Source organism: Alistipes sp., assembly GCF_048465635.1.
In the GTDB taxonomy this organism is placed as follows: domain Bacteria; phylum Bacteroidota; class Bacteroidia; order Bacteroidales; family Rikenellaceae; genus Alistipes.
Map to the genome: position 1 here is coordinate 1 of NZ_DBFWLF010000028.1, position 23,143 is coordinate 23,143.

Here is a 23,143-nt window from a genome sequence, read left to right on the forward strand (position 1 = left end):
CGAGGCTCGACGATAGAGAGCGTGTTTACATTGGTCTGACCGACCAGCATCCGGTGCGACTATCCTTTTGGGCCTCCGCCGCCGGAGGCTGCGGCCCGCCGGCTCTTCGAGCCGCTGCCGGCATGCAAAAAATTATATCTGATGTTCTTCGCCCCTCCCGAGGGAGGGGTCGGGGGTGGGGTCAGATTTGTAAACGCGGCGGCACGCCGCGAAGCTCGACGATCGAAAGCGTATTATGTTGGTCAGACCAACGACTATCCGGGGCGACTATTCTTTTGGGCCTCCGCGTCCGGAGGCTGCGACCCGCCGGTTCTTCGAATCGAAACAAGGCAAACCGTATTTTGGCCCGCCGACCTAAAGGTCGAGGACAGGAAAAGTGAATTTCGGCCCGCCGACTTGGCGGTCCAAAGCAAAAACCCATCGGCTTCGGCAGTCTTATTTTCGCCCCGGCTTCGGTTTCGTTTTTATTTTGTACCTTTGCAGCCTGAATCCACGGACGGGCGGCATGCACATAGGATGCAGCAAGTCGCACGTCCGGTATTGAACGAGATTATGGCAGGTTCCAACTTCGTAGACTACGTGAAGATATTCGCCCGCTCGGGTCACGGCGGCGGCGGTTCGGCACACTTCCGGCGCGAGAAATTCGTCGCGTTCGGCGGTCCGGACGGCGGCGACGGCGGCAAGGGCGGCAGCATCGTGCTCAAGGGCGACAAGCAGTACTGGACGCTCATCCACCTCAAATACCAGCGCCACCAGTTCGCCGAGGACGGCGGGAACGGCTCGGGCGCGCGTTCGTCGGGCAAGGATGCCCGGGACATCGTGATCCCCGTGCCGCTGGGCACGGTGGCCAAGCGGGTCGTGGAGTGCGAGGACGGTACTACCGCGACCGAAACGGTGGGCGAGGTGACGGCCGACGGCGAAGAGCTGGTGCTGCTGCGCGGCGGTCGCGGCGGGCTGGGAAACTGGCATTTCAAGAGCGCCACCAACCAGACGCCCCGTTACGCCCAGCTGGGCGAAGAGGGCGAGGAGGGGACTTTCATCCTCGAACTGAAGGTGCTGGCCGACGTGGGGTTGGTCGGCTTCCCCAACGCGGGCAAATCGACGCTGCTGTCGGTGGTCTCCGCCGCGAAGCCCAAGATCGCCAACTACGCCTTCACCACGCTCGAACCCAACCTGGGGATCGTCGAGGTGCGCGACCACAAATCGTTCGTCATGGCCGACATTCCCGGTATCATCGAGGGGGCACACGAGGGGCGCGGCCTGGGAACGCGCTTTTTGCGCCATATCGAACGCAATTCGGTGCTCCTGTTCATGATCCCGGCCGACAGCGACGACATCCGTGCCGATTACGAGGTGCTCCTGGGCGAGCTGACGCAGTACAACCCCGAACTGCTCGACAAAGAGCGGCTGCTGGCCATCACCAAGTGCGACATGCTCGACGATGAGCTGATCGGACAGATGCGCGAGCACCTGCCCGAGGGCGTGCCGTCGGTCTTTATCTCGTCGGTGTCGGGGCTGAATATCGCCCGCCTGAAGGATATGCTCTGGGAGGCGTTGCAGCGTTGACGAACGCAAAGTCGCGGTTGACCACGCGCAGGGCGTAACTGCCGTTGAAATAGTCGAGAATCCCCCGTATGGAGCCCGTGCCGGAAGGTACGGGCTCGCTTGCATAGAGGCAGCTACCCGCGGTGCGGACCCGCAGCGTGCGCCCCGTGCGGTCGACGATCTCCCGCTCGGTGGCGAGCATGCGACCCGTCTCGGGATCGCGGTCGCACCAGCTGCCCGGATGGATGAAACGAACCCCGTCGAAGCGGACGTAGGTGTCGACGTAACGCATCGACAACTCCCCGAACGTGCGCGGCACGGGTTCGGGCGGCGACGCCGATGCAGGGTTGCGGCGCAGGTAGCGGGCCAGCTCCGCACGCGGGATGCGCCCCGTGCCGTATTGGCCGGGCGCCGTGCCGAGCCGGATATTGCCCCCGTAATCGTTCAGGACTAACCCGTTGCAGTAAACCGTCACGGATGCTCCGAACGGGTAGTCGTCCGCCAGCGCGGGGTGCTCGATGTCGATCGAAATGCCGCCGCTCGCATCCTGCACGACGAGCGTTTCGGGGAACTCCCCGTAGCGGTCGTTGCCGACCACCGTGCCGCGGACGACGAGCTGCTCCCGGACGGGAACGCTCGCGCCGGTGCACAACGAGCGCAGGTAGGCAATCGAGCGCACCGCATCGGGCGTATCGTCGTAGGCGATCTCCGACGAGCGGTCGCACGCGGCAAGCAGCAGCACGGCGGCGATTCCGAGAAGTTCAGTGCGCGCAGTCGTTCGCATCGCGGAGTTTGAGGATGTAGCGCCCCTCGCCGTCGTCGTATTGCAGAATACCCGTGAGCGAGCAGACCCCGGCGGGGACCTCTTCGGCGGCAAAGGCGGCTCCGGCACGGACGTAGGTGTAGACGGCTGCTCCCGACGCATCGCAGAAACGTTTGTAGCCCGCCCATGCGCCCGACGCAAGTTCTTCGGGCGTGTAGCTCACCGGCCCGATGCGCACCAGCGTGCCGCACCTGGCGGGCGTCAGCTCTCCGATCGTAAGGGTGGCGGGGATTACGGGTTCGAGCGTCTCGCCGTCGCGGACGAGGCAGAGTCCGACGGCTGCCGGGGAGCCTATGTAGTCGGTGGGGTAGCCGCTGCCGGGCGCAGGCATGCGTCCCGCCTGCAACACGCCGCGGCTTTGCCCGAGCGCCAGCCCGCGCAGGCGGAGCGTCACGCGGCAGCCCGGGGGATAGTCGTTGTGCAGGTGGTCAATGCCGGCCATCACCTCCAGCCCCGCGCCCTCGTGCTCGATGCAGAGCGTGCGGTAGAAGTTCTCGCTGCGGTCGGAGGTGGTGACCGTTCCCTTGACCACCACCTCGCCCGTGACGGGAAAGGTCGTCCCGACGAAGCGGTCGCGCAGCTCCGCAAGGGTGGTCGTCGCAGGTTCCGGGGCCGCGCCGTCTTCCCGCTCGCCGAACGACGAGTCGTAACAGGCCGCCACGAGCAGCGCCGCAGCGAGGATCGGGAGCCGGCGCATGGGCTTACTGCTCGATGCGCGAATCTTTCAGTCCGAGGAAGTAGAGGATGCCGTCCAGCCCGATGGTCGAGATCGACTGCCGGGCCGTGGCCTTGACTTTGGGCTTGGCGTGGAAGGCGATGCCCAGACCTGCGAGGTTGAGCATCGGCAGGTCGTTGGCCCCGTCGCCCACGGCTACCGACTGCGCGATGTTGATCTCCTCGAACTGGCACAGCAGGCGCAGCAGTTCGGCCTTGCGGCGGCCGTCGACCACCTCGCCCAGGTAGCGCCCCGTCAGCCGCCCGTCTTCGATCTCCAGCTCGTTGGCATAGACATAGTCGAAGCCGTATTTCTGGCGCAGGTAGTTGCCGAAGTAGGTGAAGCCGCCCGAGAGGATCGCCGTCTTGTAGCCGACGCGCTTGAGGATGGTCATCAGCCGCTCAAGCCCCTCGGTGATGGGCAGGTTGCGGGCGATGTCCTCCATCACCGTGACATCCAGCCCCTTGAGCAGCGCCACGCGCTGGGTGAAGCTCTCGCGGAAGTCGATCTCGCCCCGCATGGCGCTGGCGGTGATCTCGCGCACCCGGTCGCCCACGCCGGCCCGCTCGGCCAGCTCGTCGATCACCTCGGTTTCGATCAGCGTCGAGTCCATGTCGAAGCAGATCAGGCGACGGCTGCGGCGATAGATGTCGTCCTTCTGGAACGAAACGTCCAGCCCCATCTCCGAGAGGTTGATGAACCGCTCCTGCATGGTGCTGCGATCCTCGTCGGAGAGCGATCCGCGCACCGAAAGCTCGATGCACGACTTGGCGGCCCGGTCGTCCTCGCGCAGCGGCATGCGGCCCGTCAGACGGCGGATGGCGTCGATGTTCAGCCCGTGTTCGGCCACGACCCGCGTCACCTCGGCGATGTGGCGCGCCGTGACGGTGCGGCCCAGCAGGGTCACGATGTAGCGGTTCTTGCCCTGACGCCCCACCCAGTCGTCGTACTTCTGTTCCGGGATGGGCGTGAAGCGGACGAAGACGCCCAGCTCCGACGCTTTGAACAGCACCTCTTTCATGATGTTGCCCGACTTGTCGGCCGTGGTCTTGATCAGGATGCCCAGCGTGAGCGACTGGTGGATGTTGGCCTGGCCGATGTCGAGGATGAAAGCGTCGTAACGCGCGAGAATCTCGGTGAGCGACGTGGTCATGCCCGGTTTGTCCTCGCCCGATATATTGATCTGGATAATTTCTACGTTCGTGTTCATTGGTGGGGTGTTTTCCGTTTGCTTTGTCGGTTAATTTCAGACAAAGTTAATAAAGTTTCTATTTTTTACTATTTTTGCAGGCAAACTAAATGAAGAAATGAAGATTCTCTGGTTTTTCCTGGCGGCGGACGCTCCGGCTCCCCTGATCCTGCCCGACAGCGTGCAGAAAGCCAATCTGGCCCAGACGGTCCAGAAACTGATGAACCTCGACTACCACGAGGTATTGAGCGGACTGATCAGCCAGTCGGTCTGGATCGTGCTGAAGATCCTGCTGGCGCTGGCCATCTATTTCGTGGGCCGCTGGATCGTGCGGCGCATCGTGCGGCTGCTGGACATCGCTTTCGAGAAGCGGAAGGTGGACACCTCGCTGCGTTCGTTCCTGCGCAATACGATCCGCGTGGTCTTCACGCTGATCCTGGTAATGATCGTGGTGCAGACGCTGGGCGTCAATGTCACCTCGCTCATCGCCCTCTTCTCGGCCGCCACCCTGGCCATCGGTATGGCCCTGAGCGGCACGGCGCAGAACTTCGCGGGCGGCGTGATGATCCTGTTGATGAAGCCCTACCGCATCGGAGACTATATCTCGGCGCAGGGACAGTCGGGTACGGTGCGCGAAATCAAGCTCTTCTCGACGGTCATTACCACCGTCGACAACCAGACGATCTACATTCCCAACAATGCGATCGCCACGGCCATCATCGACAATTACTCCACCGCCGAACTGCGCCGTGTGGACTGGTCGGTGGGCATCTCCTACGGCGACGACGTGGATACGGCGCGCCGCGTGCTGCTCGACCTGCTCGCCGGCGACGAGCGCGTGCTGAAGGACCCCGCCCCCGTGGTCTATGTCTCGGCGCTGGCCGACAGCTCGGTCAACCTGACGCTGCGCGCCTGGACGAAGAACAGCGACTACTGGGATGTGTTCTTCGAGTATAACGAGAAGATTTACAAGACGCTGCCGGAAGAGGGTCTCAGTTTCCCCTTCCCGCAGCTGGATGTTCATATGAAACAAAACTGAGGTTAAAACGAAAAAAACGATGAAAAAAATGTTTTTGGCGCTCGCCGCCGTTTTCGCGCTGAGCGCCTGTAATAAAGAGTTGGGACCGGAGTATTCGACCGGGGCCGAGTTCGGCGAGGTGACCCGTACGCCCGTGATGGTCACTCCAACCGATGCCGTATCGCTCCAGGTCGTCATTACCAGTCCTTACGGCTTGAGCGCCGCGCAGGTCGCCTACTACCTGAACGATGACCTGACCACTATGAAGTCCTCCAAACCGACGCTCTATCAGGGACAGTCGCAGACGCAGGCGGTCTACAAACCCGAGAAAGCCATCCCGGCGCAGGAGGCGGGCACGAAGGTGTCGTTCCAGATCGTGGCCGAGACGCCTTTCAACGTCATCAGCGGTACGCGCATCTACGAATACACGGTCACCGACGGCGGAGACGAGCCGATCAAACCCGATCCGGTGGAATAACCTTATAAATCAACGATATGGAACTCAAAGAGATTCTGGCTATCTCGGGACAACCGGGACTTTTCAAATACGTGGCCCAGTCGACGCGCGGCGTGATCGTCGAATCGCTGCTCGACGGCCGCCGCATGAACGCCTCCGCCTCGGCGAAGGTGAGCGCGCTCACGGAGATTTCGATGTTCACCGAGGGCGACGACATTCCGCTGGCGGAGGTCTTCACGCGCATCTACGCCCATACCGGCGGCAAAGAGTCCGTCGACCCGAAGGAGACCCCCGAAAAGCTGAAGGCCTGTTTTGCGGAGGTGCTGCCCGAGTACGACCGCGACCGGGTGCACTTGTCGGACATCAAGAAGTGCTTCGCGTGGTACAACACGCTCATACGAGCGGGTTTCACCGAATTTAAACTCCCCGAGAAGGAGGAGGCGTAAGCGAAAGTCCGGGCCGGCGGCTCGGACTTTTTTGTTACGTTTCGGTTAATTTTCTAAAATTATTTAATAATTCTGCTGCGCTTGCACTATCTTTGCACGCAGAGAAATTTTCGCTTGGACAGGCTGCGCTCCGGCATCGAAGGAGGCGGCCCTGCCTGCCGAAAAAAATTTGACCGAAAGCCTGCGGGCTTTCCGAACGATAGGATGTTATGGAGAAAAAAACGAAAGTACTGGCATTGGTTGCCCACGACAACATGAAACGCGACCTGGCGGAGTGGGTCGACTGGAATTCGAAGAAACTGAGCTGCCACCACCTGGTCTGCACGGGTACGACCGGAAAGATGGTGGAGAAGACGCTGCGCGACCAGGCGGACGAGGGGGACGAAGAGACGCCCGAACTGAAGATCACGCTGCTCAAATCGGGTCCGCTGGGCGGCGACCAGCAGCTGGGATCGCTCATCGCCGACGGGCGGATCAACGCCCTGATCTTCTTCTGGGACCCGATGTCGGCCCAGCCGCACGACGTGGACGTCAAGGCGCTGCTGCGACTGGCAACGCTCTACAACGTGCCGACGGCGGTCAACCGCTCTTCGGCCGACTTCCTGATCTCCTCGCCGCTGTTCGAGGACGAGGAGTACGTTCCGGTGGTGAAAGACTACCGCGATTATGTGGAGCGGGTGCTCAAATAGGGACTTCCGCCCGAAAAAGGAATCCGGACGCTTTCCACAAGCGTCCGGATTTTCGTTACAGCTCGTGCGACAGCGGCGCGGGAACCGTGCCGCTCAGGTCGAAGCCGCCCCAGCGGGAGGCGATCTCGTCGAGCGTTGCGAACAGCTCCTCGGGATCGAGCGAGGTGACCAGCTTGAGGCGCGTGGCCTTGAAATCGGGCAGCCCCTTGAAGTAGTTGGTCAGATGGCGGCGCATTTCGAGAATACCGACGTGTTCGCCCTTGACCTCCAGCGATTTTTGCAGATGCTCCCGGGCGATCGCCACGCGCTCCGCAACCGACGGCTGGGGCAGCACTTCGCCCGTAGCGAGGAAGTGTTTCACCTCGCGGAATATCCACGGCCGGCCGTAGGTTGCCCGGCCGATCATTACGCCGTCCACCCCGTAGCGGTCGAACATCGCGGCCGCCTTCGGCCCCGAATCGACGTCGCCGTTGCCGATGATCGGAATACGAATCAGCGGATTGTTCTTGACCTTGCCGATCAGCGTCCAGTCCGCCTCGCCGCGGTAGAGCTGCGCCCGCGTGCGCCCGTGGATCGTCAGCGCGGCGATACCCACGTCCTGCAGGCGCAGGGCGATCTCCTCGATATTTTTCGTCTCCTCGTCCCAGCCCAGCCGCGTTTTGACGGTGACGGGCTTGTCGACGGCATCGACGATCCGGCGCGTCATCTCGACCATCAGCGGCACGTCGCGCATCATGCCCGACCCAGCGCCGCGCCCGGCGATCTTCTTCATCGGGCAGCCGAAGTTGATGTCGATGATGTCGGGTCCGGCGGCCTGGGCCATCCGCGCCGCCTCGACCATCGGCTCGATCAGGTGGCCGTAGATCTGGATGCCCACGGGCCGTTCGGCCTCGTCGATTTCGAGCTTTTTGAGCGACTTCCATGCGTCGCGGATCAGTCCGTCCGAGGAGATGAACTCGGTGTAGACCACGTCGGCCCCGAACTTCTTGCACATGTAGCGGAACGAGGGGTCGGTCACATCCTCCATCGGGGCCAGCAGCAGGGGGCGTTCCCCGAGGTCTATGTCGGCTATTTTCATGATTCTGTCGCAATTTTTCGAACCAGCAGTTTGTCGATGCGGGCGCCGTCCATATCGACGATTTCGAAACGGAATCCGTTCCAGAGCAGCGTCTCGCCCGTCTGCGGGATATGTTCCAGTTCGTCGAGCAGCAGGCCGCTCAGCGTATTGTAGTCGTTGGGGTAGATGTCCTCCACGCCGAAGTGAGCCAGAAAGTCGTAAAAGGGACATTGCCCGTCGATCAGGCAGCTGCCGTCCTCGCGCACGACGATGTCCGGCTCCTCGTGCTCGCCGGGCATCGTGCCCACGAGCGCCTCGAGGATGTCGCGCAGGGTGACGATGCCCTGCGTCACGCCGAACTCGTCGCAGACGATCCCGTAGCCGATCTGCTCGCTGCGCAGCTGTTCGAGGGCGCGGTAGACCTCCGTATGTTCGTGGAAGAGCTTGGCCGGACGCACGATGGCGCGCAGCGAAAAATCCGCGTCGCCCAGGTGCATGAACAGCTCCTTGAGGTGGATGACCCCCGCAAGCCGGTCGAGGTTCCCGTCGGCAGCGGGGTAGAGGCTGTGCGGCGCGCGGGCGACCAGCTCTCGAACTTCGCCTGCGGTCATGGAAAGGTCGATCCAGGCCAATTCGCTGCGGTGGGTCATGATCGACTCTACCCGGCGGTCGCCGAGCGAGAAAACGCGGTCGACGATCTGCTGTTCGACCGCCTGCACCTCGCCGTCCTCGGTCCCCTCGCGCACGATCGAGCGGATTTCCGCCTCGGTGACCCGGCTCGTCTGCCGGCCGATGCCCAGCAGGCGGGTGATGCCCTCGATGCTGCGCGAGAGCAGCCACACGAAGGGCGAGGCGATCCGCGAAAGCAGCCGCATGGGCCGGGCCACGAGGATGGCGATCCGCTCGGCGGCGTTCATGCCCAGCCGTTTGGGGAGCAGTTCGCCGAAGATGATGGTGCAATAGGTCACCGCGGCCACGACCAAAATGTGAGCCGCCGAGACGGCCGTCCGCAGGGGCAGTCCCCAGGCGGCAAGCTGCGCGCCGAGGTGACCGGCGAGCTTTTCCCCCGAATAGATACCCGTGACGATGCCGATGAGCGTGATGCCGATCTGCACGGTCGACAGGAAGCGGTCGGGGTCCTCGGCCAGCCGCAGCGCCTCGCCCGCCGCCCGGTTGCCCTGCCGTGCCCGGGCGCTCAGGTTCGAGCGGCGTGCGGAGATCAGCGCCGCTTCCGACATGGCGAACAGGCCGTTGAGGACGATCAGCAGGAGGATGACGAGAATTTCCATAGCGGTTGCGGGGTGCGGTCTTTCAATGCGGGGTCGTGTCCGCAAATATAGCGATTGTTTGCTTTCCGGCATAACTTTCACTGCAAAACAGCCCCGAATCTGCGCGGCAGCGATTGAATATTCGCGGAAAAAGGTTAAATTTGCAGCCTAAATTCTGCTGTTTATGAATATCGAGCTTTTCATTTCGGATGCGGTCCGCCGTTCGGTGGAGGCGCTCTACGGTCCGCTCGCGGGCGAGCAGCTGCAGGTGCAGAAGACCCGCCGCGAGTTCGAGGGCGACTACACGCTGGTCACCTTCCCGCTGCTGCGCCGGAGCCGCAAATCGCCCGAGGCCACCGCGACCGAAATCGGTGAATATATGAAGACGAACGTCCCGGAGATCAAGGCGTTCAACGTGATAAAAGGGTTTCTGAACCTCTCGCTGGACGATGCGTTCTGGGCGGCGCGCTTCGCCGAGATCGCAGCCGACGAGCGGTTCGGGCAGGCTCCGGCCTCGGGGCGCACCGTGATGATCGAATACTCGTCGCCCAACACCAACAAGCCGCTTCACCTGGGGCACGTGCGCAACAACCTCCTGGGCTACTCCGTGGCGCAGATTCTTCGGGCCAACGGCCACACGGTCATCAAGGCCAATCTGGTCAACGACCGCGGCATCCACATCTGCAAGTCGATGCTGGCGTGGAAACTTTACGGCAACGGCGAGACGCCCGCTTCGTCGGGCATGAAGGGCGACCATCTGGTAGGCAAGTACTACGTCGAGTTCGACAAGCACTACAAGGCGCAGATCAAGGAACTGATGGCTGCGGGGCAGTCGGAGGACGAGGCCAAGAAGAACGCTCCCATCCTGCGCGAGGCGCAGGAGATGCTGCGCCGGTGGGAGGCGAAAGACCCCGAGGTGTACGCCCTGTGGGAGATGATGAACGGCTGGGTGTACGCGGGTTTCGACGTGACGTACAAGGCGCTGGGCGTCGATTTCGACAAGGTCTACTATGAGTCGCAGACCTATCTGCTGGGCAAGTCGCTCGTCGAGGAGGGGCTGAAAAAGGGCGTTTTCTACCGCCGCGACGACGGGTCGGTGTGGATCGACCTGACGGCCGACGGGCTGGACGAGAAACTGCTGCTGCGCGGCGACGGTACGTCGGTCTACATGACGCAGGACCTCGGCACGGCCTACCGCCGTTTCGAGGACAACCGGCTGGACGATATGATCTATGTGGTGGGCAACGAGCAGAACTACCACTTTCAGGTGTTGAAACTGGTGCTCAAAAAGCTGGGTTATGCCGACTGGAGCGACCATATCACCCACCTCTCCTACGGGATGGTGGAGTTGCCCGAGGGCAAGATGAAGTCGCGCGAGGGCACGGTGGTCGATGCCGACGACCTGATCGAGGGTATGGTCTCGACGGCCCGCGAAATGTCCGCCGAGCTGGGCAAGCTGGACGGCTGCACCGAAGAGGAGGCCGACGCCGTCTCGACGATGGTCGGGCTGGGAGCGCTCAAATACTTCATCCTCAAGGTGGACCCCAAGAAGACAATGTTGTTCGATCCGCGCGAGTCGATCGACTTCAACGGCAACACGGGGCCTTTCATCCAATACACCCATGCGCGCATCCGCTCCGTGCTGCGCAAGGCCGCAGAGACCGGCATCGCGTACGAAGGCGCCGTGCAGGCGGCCTATCTCCCGGAGGAGATCGACCTGGTGAAGACGCTGACGGAGTATCCGGCCGTGGTGAAGAGCGCCGGCGAGGGCTTCGCTCCCTCGGTGGTTGCGGCTTACGTCTACGAGTTGGCCAAGCAGTTCAACGGCTACTACCACGACCACCCGATCCTCAAGGAGGAGGACGCCGAGGTGCGCCGCATGCGGTTGCAGCTGGCCGCCGAGGTGGCCCGCGTCATCCGCAGCGGCATGGCGCTGCTGGGCATCGAGGTTCCCGAGCGTATGTAAAAAAGTCGCAAATATCCTGTCTAAGGCCGCATCCTCGGGTGCGGCCTTGTCTTTTGTTGTATTTCTACCACTTTTTAGATAACTTCATCTTCGGTATTGCGGCTCCCCGAGCTGCGCGGGCCGCAGCCTCCGGCGGCGGAGGCCCGCATTTAGCGTTCCTCCGCAGGTTGTGGCCCTACCTCTGCAAAGCTATTTTCCGCGGGAGAGGCGTTCTACCCAACAACTTTGCTCCTTTACAAATTCGATCCGACCAACTGTTTAACCTTAAAACTTTGGCGAATGAGAAAAAAGGCCTATTTTTACAAACCGCTGCTTCTCGTGCTGACCGTGTTTGCCGGTTGTGTGCGCTCGGACCCGGAACCGACACCGGACCCACCGGAGGACCAACCCCTGAGCGGGCTTACGGTCGACGAGGCGCGGGCGTTCTTTGACAGCCGGACGCAGCAGCTGACCCGTTCAGACGGCGACGACCGGCCGCTGAGTGCCTTTCCCGTGCAGGAGATCGTACCCGACTGGAGCGATTCAAGCCCCTCGCAGAACGAACGGCTGGCGTGTGTGGACGTTGCGGCTGAGACCGGCAGCGTGTTCCGCATCCTGCGCCGACAGCCCGACGGTTCGATGTATCAAGTGCGGGCTTACGGAAAATTGCTGGTCGTGAAATCGCGTCAAACGGATTCGCTGGCGCTTTATATGCGCTATATCGTGCCCGATCGGATTTATGCCGATGCCTACGACGGCGATCTGAGCGGCCTGTTCGCCAACTGCGACGAGCGTTGCGACTATTCCGGATTGGAGATATACACCACGCTCGACGGCGCTATTGCCGCCGTGGCTTCCTATTACGAAGGCGAGCTGTTGGGGCGCATTTTTATGGGAGATCCGGAGTTTTCCCCTGCCGAACGCGACCGTCGGCTGCGTCGACTGATGAAAGGCGTCTTCATTCATCCGGAGTTGATGGCCCGGACCCGAATGCAGGTGGAATGGGATTTTGAGGGAAAGCAGTGTTTCTACGATTCGACTGGCGCGCTCTACTATGTTGTTAAGATTGGTGGTGATTATTATGCAACGATGGATTTCGACGGCGTCTTCCCGCCCTGTAACAACGGCCGTATAGGAGACGACGGTGGTGGCGGCTCTTCCGGCGGTTCCACGGGCGGGAATACGGGTCCCGGCGGTCCGGGTCTTCCGGTGGGCCCGGGCGGTCCCGATGGTCCCGGCGGGGGTGCTGGGGGCGGTGGCGGAGGAGGCGGCAGCCATAATGGAAACGGAGATGAAGACGATGGCGAAAGTGAAAAAGGAGATGATGACGAAGGGGATGGAAATGGCAAGTTGCCACCTCGGGTAATTAAAGATCCCTATAATCTGTTCAATCCCCCTATCTTTATCGATCCGATTCCTTACAATCCGCCCGATATTCCGCAAGACCCCAAAGACCCCAAGGAGCCCGAAAAACCGGACGATCCCGAGAAGAAAAAACCCTGCGCTGACAGTCTTGCAATGGAGGCAAATCCTCTGTCCGAGATGAAAATATCGGATGACAATAGAAGTTGGAAAAGTAACACTTGGGGGTATGTAAGAGTTGATAAAAATGGGAACGGCAGATTCCATGATGGACTTGACCTGAAAGGGGTACAAGGAGAAACTCACGTGTATGCAATGTTTGGTGGAACTGTTATAAAGATAGTTTCAGATCAGCCTATGCCAGATTTGGATGGAAATTATCCAGATGACTATTCAAATGATAAAAATCCGGCTGGAAATCGTATTACAATTGAAACCCGTTTGCCGGATGGACGGATGATTCAAGTATCTTACTGGCATCTCGAGGTTAAAGAGAAAAATGAATATACTCAGAAACTCTTTTTTGGAAAGGAAGTTAAGGCAGGAGAAATAATCGGAGTGGTAGGGAGAACAGGAAATGCTTATAATATGAAAGCGCATCTTCATTTGAAAACGTACAATGTTGGAACAAATAAAAAAGAAGATTCGGTTAATAATCCCTTTCTTTACTTATATACGAAATTCGATCCGGAAACGGGAAGTGTTGTACGTGATTGTTAAAATATAGAATTATGAAACGTATTTTTTTATTCCTAATAATTGTTTCTGGCAGCATCTTCAATGCTTCTGCTCAGATTGTTTTGAGCAAAGGTTCCGGACCCGGAATTACTATTGAATGCCCTGTTACTGAAGAAAAAATTATTGAAATTTTCGGACAACCACAGCAGACCTGGACGGAAGAGGGTGGGGCAATAGATGGGGTTATGAAAACATTTGTCTATAAAAATTTGAGAATAGCGGTTGTTGATGGTTATTTGTTTGACTTTTCATTCAGCAACCGAGCGCGGAATGACGATTGTGTAGTAGTCATAAATAACGAATATCGTCTGAAACTCGGGGATAACTTTTCGGTTTTCATGGCATCTATACCTTCCTCTGATGTCATAGCCCGAGACTATGGAGAGAATGTCATGCAATTGTTTTTCAAGACGGATAAGGGGGATGCCTTTAGCGATTCTTCCCTGCATGTGACACTTGACAATCAAGGGCTGGTTACGTTAATCAGTTGGGTTTCTCCGGTCTGACGACCGGGTGGTAAGCTCTCCGGCCGATGGGAAATAACCGTTTGAAAGGCTGGTCTATGGGGTGCGCTGGTACGAAAGTGCCGGCGCATTTTTTCGCTCCGGTCGCACCTTGTACGTGCCGGAGGCGGAGCGACATTTGATCGTGGTACGAATCTTGCGAAGAGGAGGGCAGGTTAACTAACACTATTTTAGCGTGAAAACAATCGTTACAACATTCGCTCTTTCTCTTGCGTTGTGCGCCGCTGCCGGAGCGACGGCCCAAACCAGGAGCGCGGCGTCGGCGTCTGCGGCCGATTCCGTGTTGCTGTCGGAGTGCACCGATGGCGATTACATCGTTCGCAGGTATATGGTCAGAAGTCAGGGCGACGCCGAATATTCGGTACGTTACAAGATCAATCTGGCGAAACTTTCCTCGACGCTCAACGGCAACTCGAAGGAGTTGGATGAGCTGAATACCTTCCTGCACAAGGTGATGGACGACTCGCTGATGCAAGTCCGCTCGGCCGAAATCACGGGTTATGCCTCTCCCGACGGTCCGCTGGCTTTCAACCAGTCGCTGGCCAAGCGCCGTGCCCAGGATTTCAGGAACTACGTCGACAAGAAGTACGACCTTTCCAAAAAATACGACGTGAAAGTCAGCTCCGATGCCGACAACTGGGAGGCGAGCCGCACGCTGATCGAAAAGAACAACGTTCCGGACAAGCAGGCCGTGCTGCGGATCATCGACGGCAGCCAGAGCCGCGAAGCCAAAGAGCAGGCGCTGAAAAAGATGCCGGGCGTCTGGGACTACCTCAAAGTGCATGTCCTGCCGCCGCTGCGCCGCGTCGAACTGGTGATTTACTACAACTACGCACGTATCGCCGAGGAGCGCGTACTGATCCCCCGTCCTCAGCCCGTGCCCGAGCCGCAGCCCCGGACCGAATGTTGCTGCGACATCGTCGTGGACGAAGCGATAACGGGTCTGTTGGTCGAGATGCCCGAACCGGGCCGTGATTTCGAACGGCTCGAAAAGCGGGTCAGCCGGGAGGGTTACCAGATCGAGAAGGTGGCCCGCCGTGAGGCGCGCATCGCCCGCAAGCTGGCCCGCAAAGAGGCCCGCGAGGCTGAGCGCATGGCCCGCGCCGAGGCCAAAGCCGCCAAACGCTCTTACCGCGAACTGGAGAGAGGCATGAAATAGCCCGCTCCCTTTTACCCCGCAATTGCATCCCCGCCCCGTTTCCGGAGCGGGGATGCTCTTTTCCGGCGGTCCTCTCCGGCAGCCGCTTTCGGATCCGGCGTGCAACCGGGACGTCGCCGCCCGGATGGCCGCTCGGGAATTTTACGCATGCGCCCCGGCGAAATTGTTTGATATTCCGAAAGGTTTTGCTACCTTTGCCGAAGTTAACTTCGGCTTGGACAGGCTGCGCCTCGGCATTAAGAAGCTATGTTTGCTTCTGCATCCGGGTTGCGCCTCTTTGCGAACGTTGACTGCTTGGATAGGCAGCGCCTTGGTACGAAACGCTTTCGGTGCCGATCGCCTCACGGCCTGCGCTATTGGGAGGGAGAAATTCACAAAATACCGATAAAATGGCAAATTTAAGAGATCTGAAAAAGGAGATTGACTACCGTCTGGAGGAGGTCGTTTTCGACTGCGATATGGCTATCTGCTTCCAGCCTTCGAAGGAGAAGGAGGTTTTCGAGGTGATGCAGGAGGCCGTCGCCGTGCGCAATGAGCTGTTCGCCAAGGCGATGAACCCGGCAGAGCCGCACAACCGTTCGCTCGTGCGCAAGCATTATGCTGCGCTGCGCAACGAGATGGTTGCCGCGTTCGATGCGCTGTTCGAGAAGCTGAGCAAGATCAACGAAGTGAAATAGGGTATCCCTTGTTTCGCACGAAGGCCGTTTCCCTTGGGGAAACGGCCTTTGTCATTCGTGGTCGCAGCAGCAGTCGCCCGGATGGTGTTCCAGCACGGTGTGGGGAACGTGGCCGTGCGAAAGCAGCTGGATCGGACAGTCGTAATTGAGCAACTGCTCCTCGGTGAGGATGTTCGAACGGTGACGGTGGACGCGACGGTTGACGCATACGATCTCCTTCACCACGCTGGTGATCGTTCCGATGTCGTGCGAAACCATGACGATGGCCATGCGCCGGTTCAGTTCGCGCAGCATGCGGTAGAGTTCGTTTTCGAACTTGTTGTCCACGAAGTTGGCCGGTTCGTCCAGAATCAGCAGCTTCGGATCGGAGATGATGGCCCGGCAGAGCAGCGCCCGCTGCATCTGTCCGCCCGAAACTTCGCCGATGGGGTGGCGCGACGAGGAGCCGATCCCGGCCGAATCGAGGAGTTGCTGCGCTTTCGCGCGGTCGGCTTTCGTGTAGCGCGACACGAAACCGCGCCGCCCCTGCAAACCCGAGAGGACCACTTCCAGAACCGAGATGGGGAATGCGCGGTCGAACGACGAGATTTGCGGCATGTACCCGATCAGCCGCTCCTTGCCGCGGAACAGTTCGTCGGCGAGCGTGATGCGCCCCGTGTGCGGAACGGTCCCGAGGACGGCCTTTACGAGCGTCGTCTTACCCCCACCGTTGGGACCGATCACGCCCAGAAAGTCGTCGTCGGCGATTTCGAGATCGACGTGCTGCAAGGCTTCGTAGCCGTCGTAGGCGACACTCACGTCGCGCAGGGTGACCAGATTCATTGTTCCGCGATCAGTTCGGTGATTTCCAGAATATTAGCTATCGCATCCTCGCGCAGCGGATCGATTTCGACCGCACGGGCGCCGATGTCGGAGGCGATCACCTCGACGGTCGAGGCGGGAAACTCCCGTTGGTAGAATATGCTTTTTACCCCCGCCGCGCGCGCTTCGCGGATCAACTGCGCCAACTGCTTGGCTGACGGCTCCTTACCGTCGGCTTCGATGGCGATCTGCCGCAATCCGTAGTCGCGGGCGTAGTAGGTGAGGGCGGGGTGGTAGACGATGAAACGGTCCGCACCGCTCCGGGCAATCCGTTCGGCGACCCGCCGGTCCGTTTCGCGGAGTTTCTCCGCCAGCCGGTTGTAGTTGGTTTCGTACTTTGTCGAATCGGGATAGGCCTGGCGGATCGCCTCGTAAGCGTTTGCCGCCATCCGTTGCAACGCTTTGGGAGAGGTCCAAACATGCGGATCGACCCCGTGGGCGTGTTCGTGGCGGTGGCCGCCGTGCGAGCAGGTCCCGGCGATCAGTTCGATGCCGTCGCTGAGGTTGACGACCTTCCGCGGGTCTTCGACTTTGGATAAGAGGGTGGTTTCGAAGTCGATAAGTCCAACGTTGAAGATCAGTTGCGCCCGGTTCAGCCCGACGAACTGCTTCGGGGTAGGCTCGAACGTTTCGGGGCTGGCTCCCGGCGGGACAAGCACCTCGACCAGAAAATCGTCGCCCACGATCTCTTCGACAAGCCCGCGAAGCGGGAGGATCGAAACGTAGAGGGTATTCCCGGCAGGCTCCCGCTGGGGTGTGCAGGCAAAAAGTATTGAGTTTAAAATGCTGATAATAAATATTCTAAGCATGGTTTGCATGGTCGGATGATCGAGTTCGGTTTTTCGGATTCCGGGTGTTCGGATAACGGAGCAAAAATACGAAAAAAACGACGAATTGAGGTTCGCAAACAAAGATAGTTTATCCCGACGAAAGAGGACCGACCATCGGCAGTCTGATTCCGGGTAAATTTTTGTTTTCGAAAATCATGCGTAGAATATACATTTGCTGTCTGCAATATTGAAACAGGTGTCCCGCTTCTATTATTTAACATAATAGATATATTAATTCAAGATGATATCCATCCGCATATCTATATTTAATGTGCTGTGCATAATATCGTGCAAGGAAAATACGTGCCTGAGAATTGCGTATTCTGATTCGTGCCGGGGATTGCGCGTTTTAGCGAATTGTAGAGCGCATTGTGGGAGGTTAACAAGTGCCAGCAAATAACAATGCACTGACCAGATCGCGGAATGTGTCGTTGGGATGTCCCAAGCTATGGAAATCCGATGAACTCCTTAGAATCCCAGTCCGATGACGATGTTGCTTGAAGGTGTTGCTTGGCTGATGCGGCTTTCAAAGGCTTACAAGCTCTCCCGGACAGCTTGTCACTACATCCGGACGTGCGTTGCTTGGTGGTATTGCTTCGGCTTCGGCAGAGGCATCGGTTACGATGTTGCTTGAAGGTGTTGCTTGGCTGATACGGCTTCAAAGCTTACAAGCTCTCCCGGACGGCTTGTCATTACATCCGGACGTGCGTTGCTTGGTGGTATTGCTTCGGCTTCGGCTTCGGCTTCGGCAGAGGCGGCTTCAACGCTTGGTAGGCGTATAACTCTCGCAGGTCTGATCGCTGTATAGAATAATCACCCGCTCGACGATGGCCTCTGACTTACCGATGCTTTCTAAAACATCCTTCGGGTTTACGAGCTGTTGCGAAGATCCTGTCCGCTCGTCTGCGACGTAAGATGATGCTCCCGGCTGGGACGCGGTTTGACCGAAGAGTCCGTCCGCCATACGATCCGTTGTCACCGCCGGAGCGGCATCTCCGGACAACACTTCGGTCCGGTACATGGGGCCCCGGTCGAGCAAGAGCCAGTCGGGACTGATGCGGGGAAACCGCCGGAGAATCTTCTGCAGCAAATCGAACCCCGGTTTGTTGCGTCCGGCAAGAATGTGAGAGATTCCGGCAGGATTGATTCCGAGCATCTCTGCGAGCTGGCTCGACCGCAGTCCTTCGTTTTTCATCAACTCGAGCAATTTTTCCCTCATTTCCGTAATTTTTTACAAATATAAATAATTGTTTTTTGTAAAACAAGAGAAATCTACATTTGTAAAATGTTAATAGTTGTTGATAATGTTTACAAGTGTAAAGGATGAAATACTGTTAAATAGTCGCCGGACGTTAATGGTTAAGTTTCGATCGAGTTAAAAATAGATATATCGCTGATAAATAAAGTATATTAACCTTATTTATAGCCAGGAAGTAGTGTTTGGCTGAAACCGTGATCCAAAACCTCTTAGTAGCTCATATAAATGACAGATGAACTATGTATTCTGTTGATATATAATACCTAAGATAGATATGTTTAATCTTTGTACTATGCGAAATTTCCGCAGGAAGCGGCATTTACCGACACGCTTTCCGGTAGTTACATTTGTTTATATTGACAATAGGCAAGGCCCTGTATTCTTTCCAGATGTAATTATACTTGGAAAATACAGGCATCGAATAATATTACATTTGTAATAACACCTCCCTCTTGCTTGAAATTACGGAAGATTTTCTCTAATTACCACTTACCTGTCAGTAAAAAATAATCAAAGTCCTAATCATATCAATATTATGTTAAATAAAAAGAAAGGAGATCGTGAGTTATCCACACGATCTCCTTGTAAAACAATTAGATATATATATGTAAATTCTTCCTTATTCGCTTAGTCTCGTAGCGATTTCGCGGAACTCTTCCGGGGTCAAATGGAGCTTTTCCCGACGAAAATCGACGTCGTTTTCGCTCTGAATCGGGATCAGGTGGATGTGCGCATGGGGCACTTCCATGCCTAAAACGACTACCGCTACCCTCGCGCACGCTATTTCCTGCTTGATTTTGGCCGCAACCCGCTTGGCGAAGAGCATCATGCCGGCCAGGGTTCGATCGTCCAGATCGAAGATATAGTCCACCTCCTGCTTCGGGATGACCAGCGTGTGCCCTTTGGTCAGCGGATTGATGTCGAGAAATGCGTAGTAGTTCTCGTCTTCGGCGACTTTATAGGAGGGAATCTCGCCTGCGACGATGCGTGAAAAGATAGTTGCCATATCGTTTAATTTTGGTTATAGGTTCGTTTGCCTGTCTGTCCGATCTGATTCCGACGTTGTGTGTTTTCGGGGCCTGGCCTTCCAACGCAAGTTACCATACTGAGGTGCTGCAATCGGCCGGAATGTCTTCTCTGCGGATGTATAAGGGCTACTCTGCCGATCCGCCGCTGCGGCATGTTTACTCCAAGAATACGGGCTTGCAATTCCGTCGGAATCTAAGCGGTTTCGGTTTCGTGAGGCCCAGCGGTTATGATAAATTCCGGTTATCCTTTATCCTGCTCTTGGTCTGTACGACGCTGTTTTATGGACAGTATTTTGATTCCGCTAAGGTTCTTGTTGCCGCAAAATTTATCGAGGTTTCGCCTTTTCGCTGCTAACCGAATAGGGCGATCCTCATGTTGACGACAGTCCGCTTAGGGTTTCTGTCAAGCGCAAGAATTTCGTGGGGCTACCTTTCCAACGATTAAAGCGGTTTTCTGCCTCGGGCGATTCGTCGGTTGTTGACGATGCCGACGATGGCCCCCGCGGCTCCCAGCAGGGGAACCAGAATCAGAAACCCGTCCGCCCAGCGGAACGGTTCGTCCGACCGGATGACGGATACGAGCCAGCCGATCAGAAATGCAACCCATACAGTCAGGAGTATATAACCGTATTTGATTCTGCCTTTGGCTTTTACGGGGTCGAGCACGCTCGCCATCCACCTCTCCTCTTCCGGGGTCTGGGGTCGGTTGTTCATAATCTGTCGTCTTTATTTTCGAGCCGAAAACTTTCGGATACGTGCCGGAAAGTTTCGCATGCAGCCGGTTTATTCGTCGTATTTCGGTTTGAGTATCTCCGAATAGATAACCGCCCGCCGCAGGTCGAAATCTTCGGCGATACCGTCCGTATCTTTTTCCGGGTCGTTGTCCGCCTGCGTGGCTGCGTGGCTGCGGTCCCTGTCGAATGCGCTCCGTTGCGGATGCGGACGGGCGGCCTGTTCATGCGGTGTGCAATAGCCGGATATGGCCACCACCTCCCCCTCCGGGTTCGCCGCTTCTTCCGGGCAGGCGGCATCCGCCCTTTGCGGGTGGTTCGTCTCCCCCGTCCGCACGCTTCGCGGGGCGGCCGTCGCCTCCTCCGGCTCCGTTCCTATCATCATCGGTTCCCTCGGGGCGGGAGCCTCCTCCTCGGTAGGGTCCCACGTGGGCCACGCCTCTTTGGGCAGGTGCTCCCCGAAGCGTTTGGCTGCCCTTTCGGCCTTTTTACGGACCTTGGAGAGGGAGCTGAGCAGCAGAAAGCCGAACAGGACGACCATCCACAAAACAGGGGCATATTCTTCCATAAGGCGTTAATTTAAGGTGCGTTTGATGGTCTCGATCCCTTTTATCTTGCGGAGCCGGTCCATCACGGCGTGCAGACTCTCCGCATCCTTGACATAAAGGCTGATGCTGCCCTCGAAGATGCCGTCGTGGCTCTGGATGCTGATCTCACGGATATTGATGCTGAAATCGCCGCTGACGACTTTTGCCAGATCGAGCAGGATGCCCATGCGGTCGATGCCGCGCAGTTCCACCCTGACCAGGTAGGACATGGCCTTGTGCTGCGACCACTTGATCTCCTCCTTGACGATGTTGTTGCCGAACTGCGAAGCCAGCCGGTTCAGCTCGTCGCAGGTGGATTTGTGAACGATGATGTTGCCCGATACGGGGTCGCGGTAACCCACCACTTTGTCTCCCGGGATGGGCTTGCAGCACTCGGCGATTTCGAACTGCGGAGCGGCCGGAGGCTCCTTGGCGGGCGTTTTGTCGCCGTCCGCAGGTTCTTCCGCGTCGTCCTCCTCCTTGTGAGGGATGAAGAGCGTCCAGAACTTGAGTATCTTGCTCTTGGAGTTGACTTTGAGTACCTTGTCCAGCTCGTCGAGCGAGACGATCCCCGCGCCGATCTTGCTGTAAAGCTCCTCCTTGTTGGTGCTGTCGTAGATCGGGACGATTTTGCGCAGCACGCGGCCGCTGAGCTTGATATTGAGCGACTTCATCTTCTCGTCGAGCATCTGCATGCCGCGCTCGATGTTGTTCTGCCGCTCGCGCTTGAGGAAACTCTTGATCGACTGCTTGGCTTTGGCCGTGGTCACGATGTCGAGCCACTCGGGCTTGGGCCGCGAGTTGTCGGCCGTGATGATCTCGATCTGGTCGCCGCTGTTGATCTGCGTAGTGATTGGTTCGAGCTTGTGGTTGATCTTGGCGCTGATGGCGCTGTTGCCGATCTTGGAGTGAATGTCGTAGGCGAAGTCGAGGGCCGTGGCTCCGAAAGGCAGCTTGCGGGGTTCGCCCTTGGGTGTAAACACCACGATTTCAGATGTGTACAGCGATAGCTTGAAGTTGTCCAGAAAGTCGACGGCATTCTCCGTCGGGCTGTTCAGCGCGGCGCGTATCTGTTTGAGCCAGCGGTCGAACTCGTCCTCGTCCTGCGAAATGGTGGCGTGCTTGTATTTCCAATGTGCGGCGAAACCGCGTTCGGCGATGTCCTCCATGCGCTGCGTACGGATCTGCACCTCGACCCACACCCCGTCGGGACCCATCACCGTCGAGTGCAGCGCTTCGTAGCCGTTGGCCTTGGGCATCGAAATCCAGTCGCGCAGCCGGTCCGGCTTGGGGGTATAGATGTCGGTGATGGTCGAGTAGATCTGCCAGCACTGTGTCTTTTCCGAGGGGAACGAGAGCGGCTTGAAAACGATGCGGATGGCAAACAGGTCGTAAATCTCCTCGAAGGGAATCTGCTTGCGCTGCATCTTGCTCCAGATCGAGTAGACGCTCTTCACGCGGCCCGAAATCTCGTAGTTGAAGTTGTCGTGGTTGAGCGCGGCGATGATCGGTGCGTTGAACTTGTTGATGAACTCCTGCCGCGTGGCCTCGCTCTCGGCGAGCTTCTGCGAGATTTCGGCGTACTGCTGCGGGAAGCGGTACTTCATGCAGAGGTCCTCCAGCTCGCTCTTGATCGAGTAAAGCCCCAGCCGATAGGCCAGCGGCGCGAACAGATAGATCGTCTCGCCCGTGATCTTGATCTGCTTGTTCATGGGCATCGCCCCCAGCGTGCGCATGTTGTGCAGGCGGTCGGCGATCTTGATGAGGATGACCCGCACGTCGTCCGAGAGGGTCAGCAGCACCTTGCGGAAGTATTCGGCCTGCTCGGAGGTGTCGGCGTTGAAGACGCCCGACATCTTCGTGAGGCCGTCGACCATCGAGGCGATCTTCGGCCCGAAGATGCGCTCCATGTCCTCCACGGTGTACTCCGTGTCCTCCACCACGTCGTGCAGCAGCGCCGCGACGACCGATTTGACACCCAGTCCGATCTCCTCGATGACGATCTTGGCCACGGCGATGGGATGCAGCAGGTAAGGTTCGCCCGAACGGCGTCTCACCCCCTCGTGGGCCTCTTTGGCCAGGAAGAATGCGCGTTTGATGAAGTTCCAGTCCTCGTCGTTCTTGCAGATATGCGTGCACGACAGGAGCAGGTCGTCCCATTTCTCCCTGATCAGGCTCTCATCCTCGGCAGTATATCCCATATCGCATCGTCTTAAATTTCCGGCCGGGCGCTCCC

The 23,143-nt window shown here is 58.2% G+C and carries 22 protein-coding genes; 10 read left to right on the forward strand and 12 right to left on the reverse strand.

Annotation, left to right across the window (positions count from 1 at the left end; genetic code table 11):
* Positions 1-552: 552 nt before the first annotated feature.
* Positions 553-1,566: a GTPase ObgE gene (gene obgE / locus ACMO9O_RS09645; protein ID WP_418983652.1), complete on the forward strand. Its 1,014-nt coding sequence runs from the start codon at positions 553-555 to the stop codon at positions 1,564-1,566.
* Here the strand turns inward: obgE and ACMO9O_RS09650 are convergent.
* From ACMO9O_RS09650 to serB, 3 genes are read right to left on the reverse strand one after another with little or no spacing between them, the layout of a single operon-like run.
* Positions 1,496-2,329 (reverse strand): DUF5689 domain-containing protein, encoded by an 834-nt coding sequence (locus ACMO9O_RS09650; RefSeq protein ID WP_418983653.1) that lies wholly within the window; start codon positions 2,327-2,329, stop codon positions 1,496-1,498. The genes obgE and ACMO9O_RS09650 overlap by 71 nt on opposite strands.
* Positions 2,307-3,065: a DUF5689 domain-containing protein gene (locus ACMO9O_RS09655; protein WP_418983654.1), complete on the reverse strand. Its 759-nt coding sequence runs from the start codon at positions 3,063-3,065 to the stop codon at positions 2,307-2,309. The genes ACMO9O_RS09650 and ACMO9O_RS09655 overlap by 23 nt, the downstream gene beginning before the upstream one ends.
* A 4-nt stretch (positions 3,066-3,069) precedes the next feature.
* Positions 3,070-4,293 (reverse strand): phosphoserine phosphatase SerB, encoded by a 1,224-nt coding sequence (gene serB / locus ACMO9O_RS09660; RefSeq protein WP_418983655.1) that lies wholly within the window; start codon positions 4,291-4,293, stop codon positions 3,070-3,072.
* Between the two features lie 97 nt (positions 4,294-4,390).
* Between serB and ACMO9O_RS09665 the strand changes: the two genes are divergently transcribed.
* The 4 genes from ACMO9O_RS09665 (at position 4,391) to ACMO9O_RS09680 (ending at position 6,882) form a co-directional block, all read left to right on the forward strand.
* Positions 4,391-5,311: a mechanosensitive ion channel family protein gene (locus ACMO9O_RS09665; RefSeq protein WP_418983656.1), complete on the forward strand. Its 921-nt coding sequence runs from the start codon at positions 4,391-4,393 to the stop codon at positions 5,309-5,311.
* Between the two features lie 19 nt (positions 5,312-5,330).
* Positions 5,331-5,768, forward strand: a complete 438-nt coding sequence (locus ACMO9O_RS09670) for a membrane lipoprotein lipid attachment site-containing protein (RefSeq protein ID WP_418983657.1) — start codon at positions 5,331-5,333, stop codon at positions 5,766-5,768.
* A 17-nt stretch (positions 5,769-5,785) separates the two neighbouring features.
* Positions 5,786-6,193 carry a DUF5606 domain-containing protein gene (locus tag ACMO9O_RS09675; RefSeq protein ID WP_418983658.1) on the forward strand — a complete coding sequence of 136 codons (408 nt, stop codon included), beginning with the start codon at positions 5,786-5,788 and terminating at the stop codon, positions 6,191-6,193.
* Positions 6,194-6,402: 209 nt separating this feature from the next.
* The gene (locus tag ACMO9O_RS09680; RefSeq protein WP_418983659.1) at positions 6,403-6,882 is read left to right on the forward strand and encodes a methylglyoxal synthase; all 480 of its coding nucleotides are present in this window, start codon (positions 6,403-6,405) and stop codon (positions 6,880-6,882) included.
* 55 nt (positions 6,883-6,937) lie between these two features.
* Here ACMO9O_RS09680 and dusB read toward each other — a convergent pair whose 3' ends face one another.
* On the reverse strand, positions 6,938-7,960 hold the full coding sequence (dusB, locus tag ACMO9O_RS09685) for a tRNA dihydrouridine synthase DusB (protein ID WP_418983660.1): 1,023 nt from the start codon (positions 7,958-7,960) through the stop codon (positions 6,938-6,940).
* Positions 7,957-9,228, reverse strand: coding sequence for a hemolysin family protein (locus ACMO9O_RS09690; protein WP_418983661.1), 1,272 nt, complete (start codon positions 9,226-9,228; stop codon positions 7,957-7,959). Before ACMO9O_RS09690 ends, dusB begins: the two co-directional genes overlap by 4 nt.
* Positions 9,229-9,391: 163 nt before the next feature.
* Here ACMO9O_RS09690 and argS point away from each other — a divergent pair, with 163 nt between their 5' ends.
* From argS to ACMO9O_RS09715, 5 genes are all read left to right on the forward strand, one after another.
* Complete coding sequence (gene argS, locus ACMO9O_RS09695; protein ID WP_418983662.1) at positions 9,392-11,173, forward strand: arginine--tRNA ligase; 1,782 nt, start codon at positions 9,392-9,394, stop codon at positions 11,171-11,173.
* Between the two features lie 279 nt (positions 11,174-11,452).
* A complete protein-coding gene (locus ACMO9O_RS09700; protein ID WP_418983663.1) occupies positions 11,453-13,234 on the forward strand; it encodes a M23 family metallopeptidase in 1,782 nt (593 codons plus the stop codon).
* An 11-nt stretch (positions 13,235-13,245) separates the two neighbouring features.
* Positions 13,246-13,758, forward strand: a complete 513-nt coding sequence (locus tag ACMO9O_RS09705; protein WP_418983664.1) for a hypothetical protein — start codon at positions 13,246-13,248, stop codon at positions 13,756-13,758.
* A gap of 346 nt (positions 13,759-14,104) precedes the next feature.
* A complete protein-coding gene (locus ACMO9O_RS09710; RefSeq protein WP_418983665.1) occupies positions 14,105-14,935 on the forward strand; it encodes a hypothetical protein in 831 nt (276 codons plus the stop codon).
* Positions 14,936-15,324: 389 nt separating this feature from the next.
* A complete protein-coding gene (locus tag ACMO9O_RS09715) occupies positions 15,325-15,612 on the forward strand; it encodes a hypothetical protein (protein WP_418983666.1) in 288 nt (95 codons plus the stop codon).
* Between the two features lie 51 nt (positions 15,613-15,663).
* Here ACMO9O_RS09715 and ACMO9O_RS09720 read toward each other — a convergent pair whose 3' ends face one another.
* From ACMO9O_RS09720 to ACMO9O_RS09750, 7 genes are all read right to left on the reverse strand, one after another.
* Positions 15,664-16,434, reverse strand: a complete 771-nt coding sequence (locus ACMO9O_RS09720; RefSeq protein ID WP_418983667.1) for a metal ABC transporter ATP-binding protein — start codon at positions 16,432-16,434, stop codon at positions 15,664-15,666.
* Positions 16,431-17,282, reverse strand: coding sequence for a metal ABC transporter solute-binding protein, Zn/Mn family (locus ACMO9O_RS09725; protein WP_418983668.1), 852 nt, complete (start codon positions 17,280-17,282; stop codon positions 16,431-16,433). Before ACMO9O_RS09725 ends, ACMO9O_RS09720 begins: the two co-directional genes overlap by 4 nt.
* A 781-nt stretch (positions 17,283-18,063) precedes the next feature.
* Entirely contained in the window at positions 18,064-18,522 is a 459-nt protein-coding gene (locus ACMO9O_RS09730; protein WP_418983669.1) for a helix-turn-helix domain-containing protein, read from the reverse strand.
* Between the two features lie 658 nt (positions 18,523-19,180).
* A complete protein-coding gene (locus ACMO9O_RS09735) occupies positions 19,181-19,567 on the reverse strand; it encodes an HIT family protein (RefSeq protein ID WP_418983670.1) in 387 nt (128 codons plus the stop codon).
* Between the two features lie 463 nt (positions 19,568-20,030).
* Positions 20,031-20,303 carry a hypothetical protein gene (locus tag ACMO9O_RS09740; protein ID WP_418983671.1) on the reverse strand — a complete coding sequence of 91 codons (273 nt, stop codon included), beginning with the start codon at positions 20,301-20,303 and terminating at the stop codon, positions 20,031-20,033.
* A gap of 69 nt (positions 20,304-20,372) precedes the next feature.
* A complete protein-coding gene (locus ACMO9O_RS09745; protein ID WP_418983672.1) occupies positions 20,373-20,888 on the reverse strand; it encodes a hypothetical protein in 516 nt (171 codons plus the stop codon).
* A gap of 6 nt (positions 20,889-20,894) precedes the next feature.
* Positions 20,895-23,108: a RelA/SpoT family protein gene (locus ACMO9O_RS09750; RefSeq protein WP_418983673.1), complete on the reverse strand. Its 2,214-nt coding sequence runs from the start codon at positions 23,106-23,108 to the stop codon at positions 20,895-20,897.
* Between the last annotated feature and the right edge of the window lie 35 nt (positions 23,109-23,143).

Coding starts and splice junctions, on each gene's coding strand:
- obgE (WP_418983652.1), top strand. CDS start 553: ATGGCAGGTTCCAACTTCGTAGACTACGTGAAGATATTCGCCCGCTCG.
- ACMO9O_RS09650 (WP_418983653.1), bottom strand. CDS start 2,329: ATGCGAACGACTGCGCGCACTGAACTTCTCGGAATCGCCGCCGTGCTG.
- ACMO9O_RS09655 (WP_418983654.1), bottom strand. CDS start 3,065: ATGCGCCGGCTCCCGATCCTCGCTGCGGCGCTGCTCGTGGCGGCCTGT.
- serB (WP_418983655.1), bottom strand. CDS start 4,293: ATGAACACGAACGTAGAAATTATCCAGATCAATATATCGGGCGAGGAC.
- ACMO9O_RS09665 (WP_418983656.1), top strand. CDS start 4,391: ATGAAGATTCTCTGGTTTTTCCTGGCGGCGGACGCTCCGGCTCCCCTG.
- ACMO9O_RS09670 (WP_418983657.1), top strand. CDS start 5,331: ATGAAAAAAATGTTTTTGGCGCTCGCCGCCGTTTTCGCGCTGAGCGCC.
- ACMO9O_RS09675 (WP_418983658.1), top strand. CDS start 5,786: ATGGAACTCAAAGAGATTCTGGCTATCTCGGGACAACCGGGACTTTTC.
- ACMO9O_RS09680 (WP_418983659.1), top strand. CDS start 6,403: ATGGAGAAAAAAACGAAAGTACTGGCATTGGTTGCCCACGACAACATG.
- dusB (WP_418983660.1), bottom strand. CDS start 7,960: ATGAAAATAGCCGACATAGACCTCGGGGAACGCCCCCTGCTGCTGGCC.
- ACMO9O_RS09690 (WP_418983661.1), bottom strand. CDS start 9,228: ATGGAAATTCTCGTCATCCTCCTGCTGATCGTCCTCAACGGCCTGTTC.
- argS (WP_418983662.1), top strand. CDS start 9,392: ATGAATATCGAGCTTTTCATTTCGGATGCGGTCCGCCGTTCGGTGGAG.
- ACMO9O_RS09700 (WP_418983663.1), top strand. CDS start 11,453: ATGAGAAAAAAGGCCTATTTTTACAAACCGCTGCTTCTCGTGCTGACC.
- ACMO9O_RS09705 (WP_418983664.1), top strand. CDS start 13,246: ATGAAACGTATTTTTTTATTCCTAATAATTGTTTCTGGCAGCATCTTC.
- ACMO9O_RS09710 (WP_418983665.1), top strand. CDS start 14,105: ATGGTCAGAAGTCAGGGCGACGCCGAATATTCGGTACGTTACAAGATC.
- ACMO9O_RS09715 (WP_418983666.1), top strand. CDS start 15,325: ATGGCAAATTTAAGAGATCTGAAAAAGGAGATTGACTACCGTCTGGAG.
- ACMO9O_RS09720 (WP_418983667.1), bottom strand. CDS start 16,434: ATGAATCTGGTCACCCTGCGCGACGTGAGTGTCGCCTACGACGGCTAC.
- ACMO9O_RS09725 (WP_418983668.1), bottom strand. CDS start 17,282: ATGCTTAGAATATTTATTATCAGCATTTTAAACTCAATACTTTTTGCC.
- ACMO9O_RS09730 (WP_418983669.1), bottom strand. CDS start 18,522: ATGAGGGAAAAATTGCTCGAGTTGATGAAAAACGAAGGACTGCGGTCG.
- ACMO9O_RS09735 (WP_418983670.1), bottom strand. CDS start 19,567: ATGGCAACTATCTTTTCACGCATCGTCGCAGGCGAGATTCCCTCCTAT.
- ACMO9O_RS09740 (WP_418983671.1), bottom strand. CDS start 20,303: ATGAACAACCGACCCCAGACCCCGGAAGAGGAGAGGTGGATGGCGAGC.
- ACMO9O_RS09745 (WP_418983672.1), bottom strand. CDS start 20,888: ATGGAAGAATATGCCCCTGTTTTGTGGATGGTCGTCCTGTTCGGCTTT.
- ACMO9O_RS09750 (WP_418983673.1), bottom strand. CDS start 23,108: ATGGGATATACTGCCGAGGATGAGAGCCTGATCAGGGAGAAATGGGAC.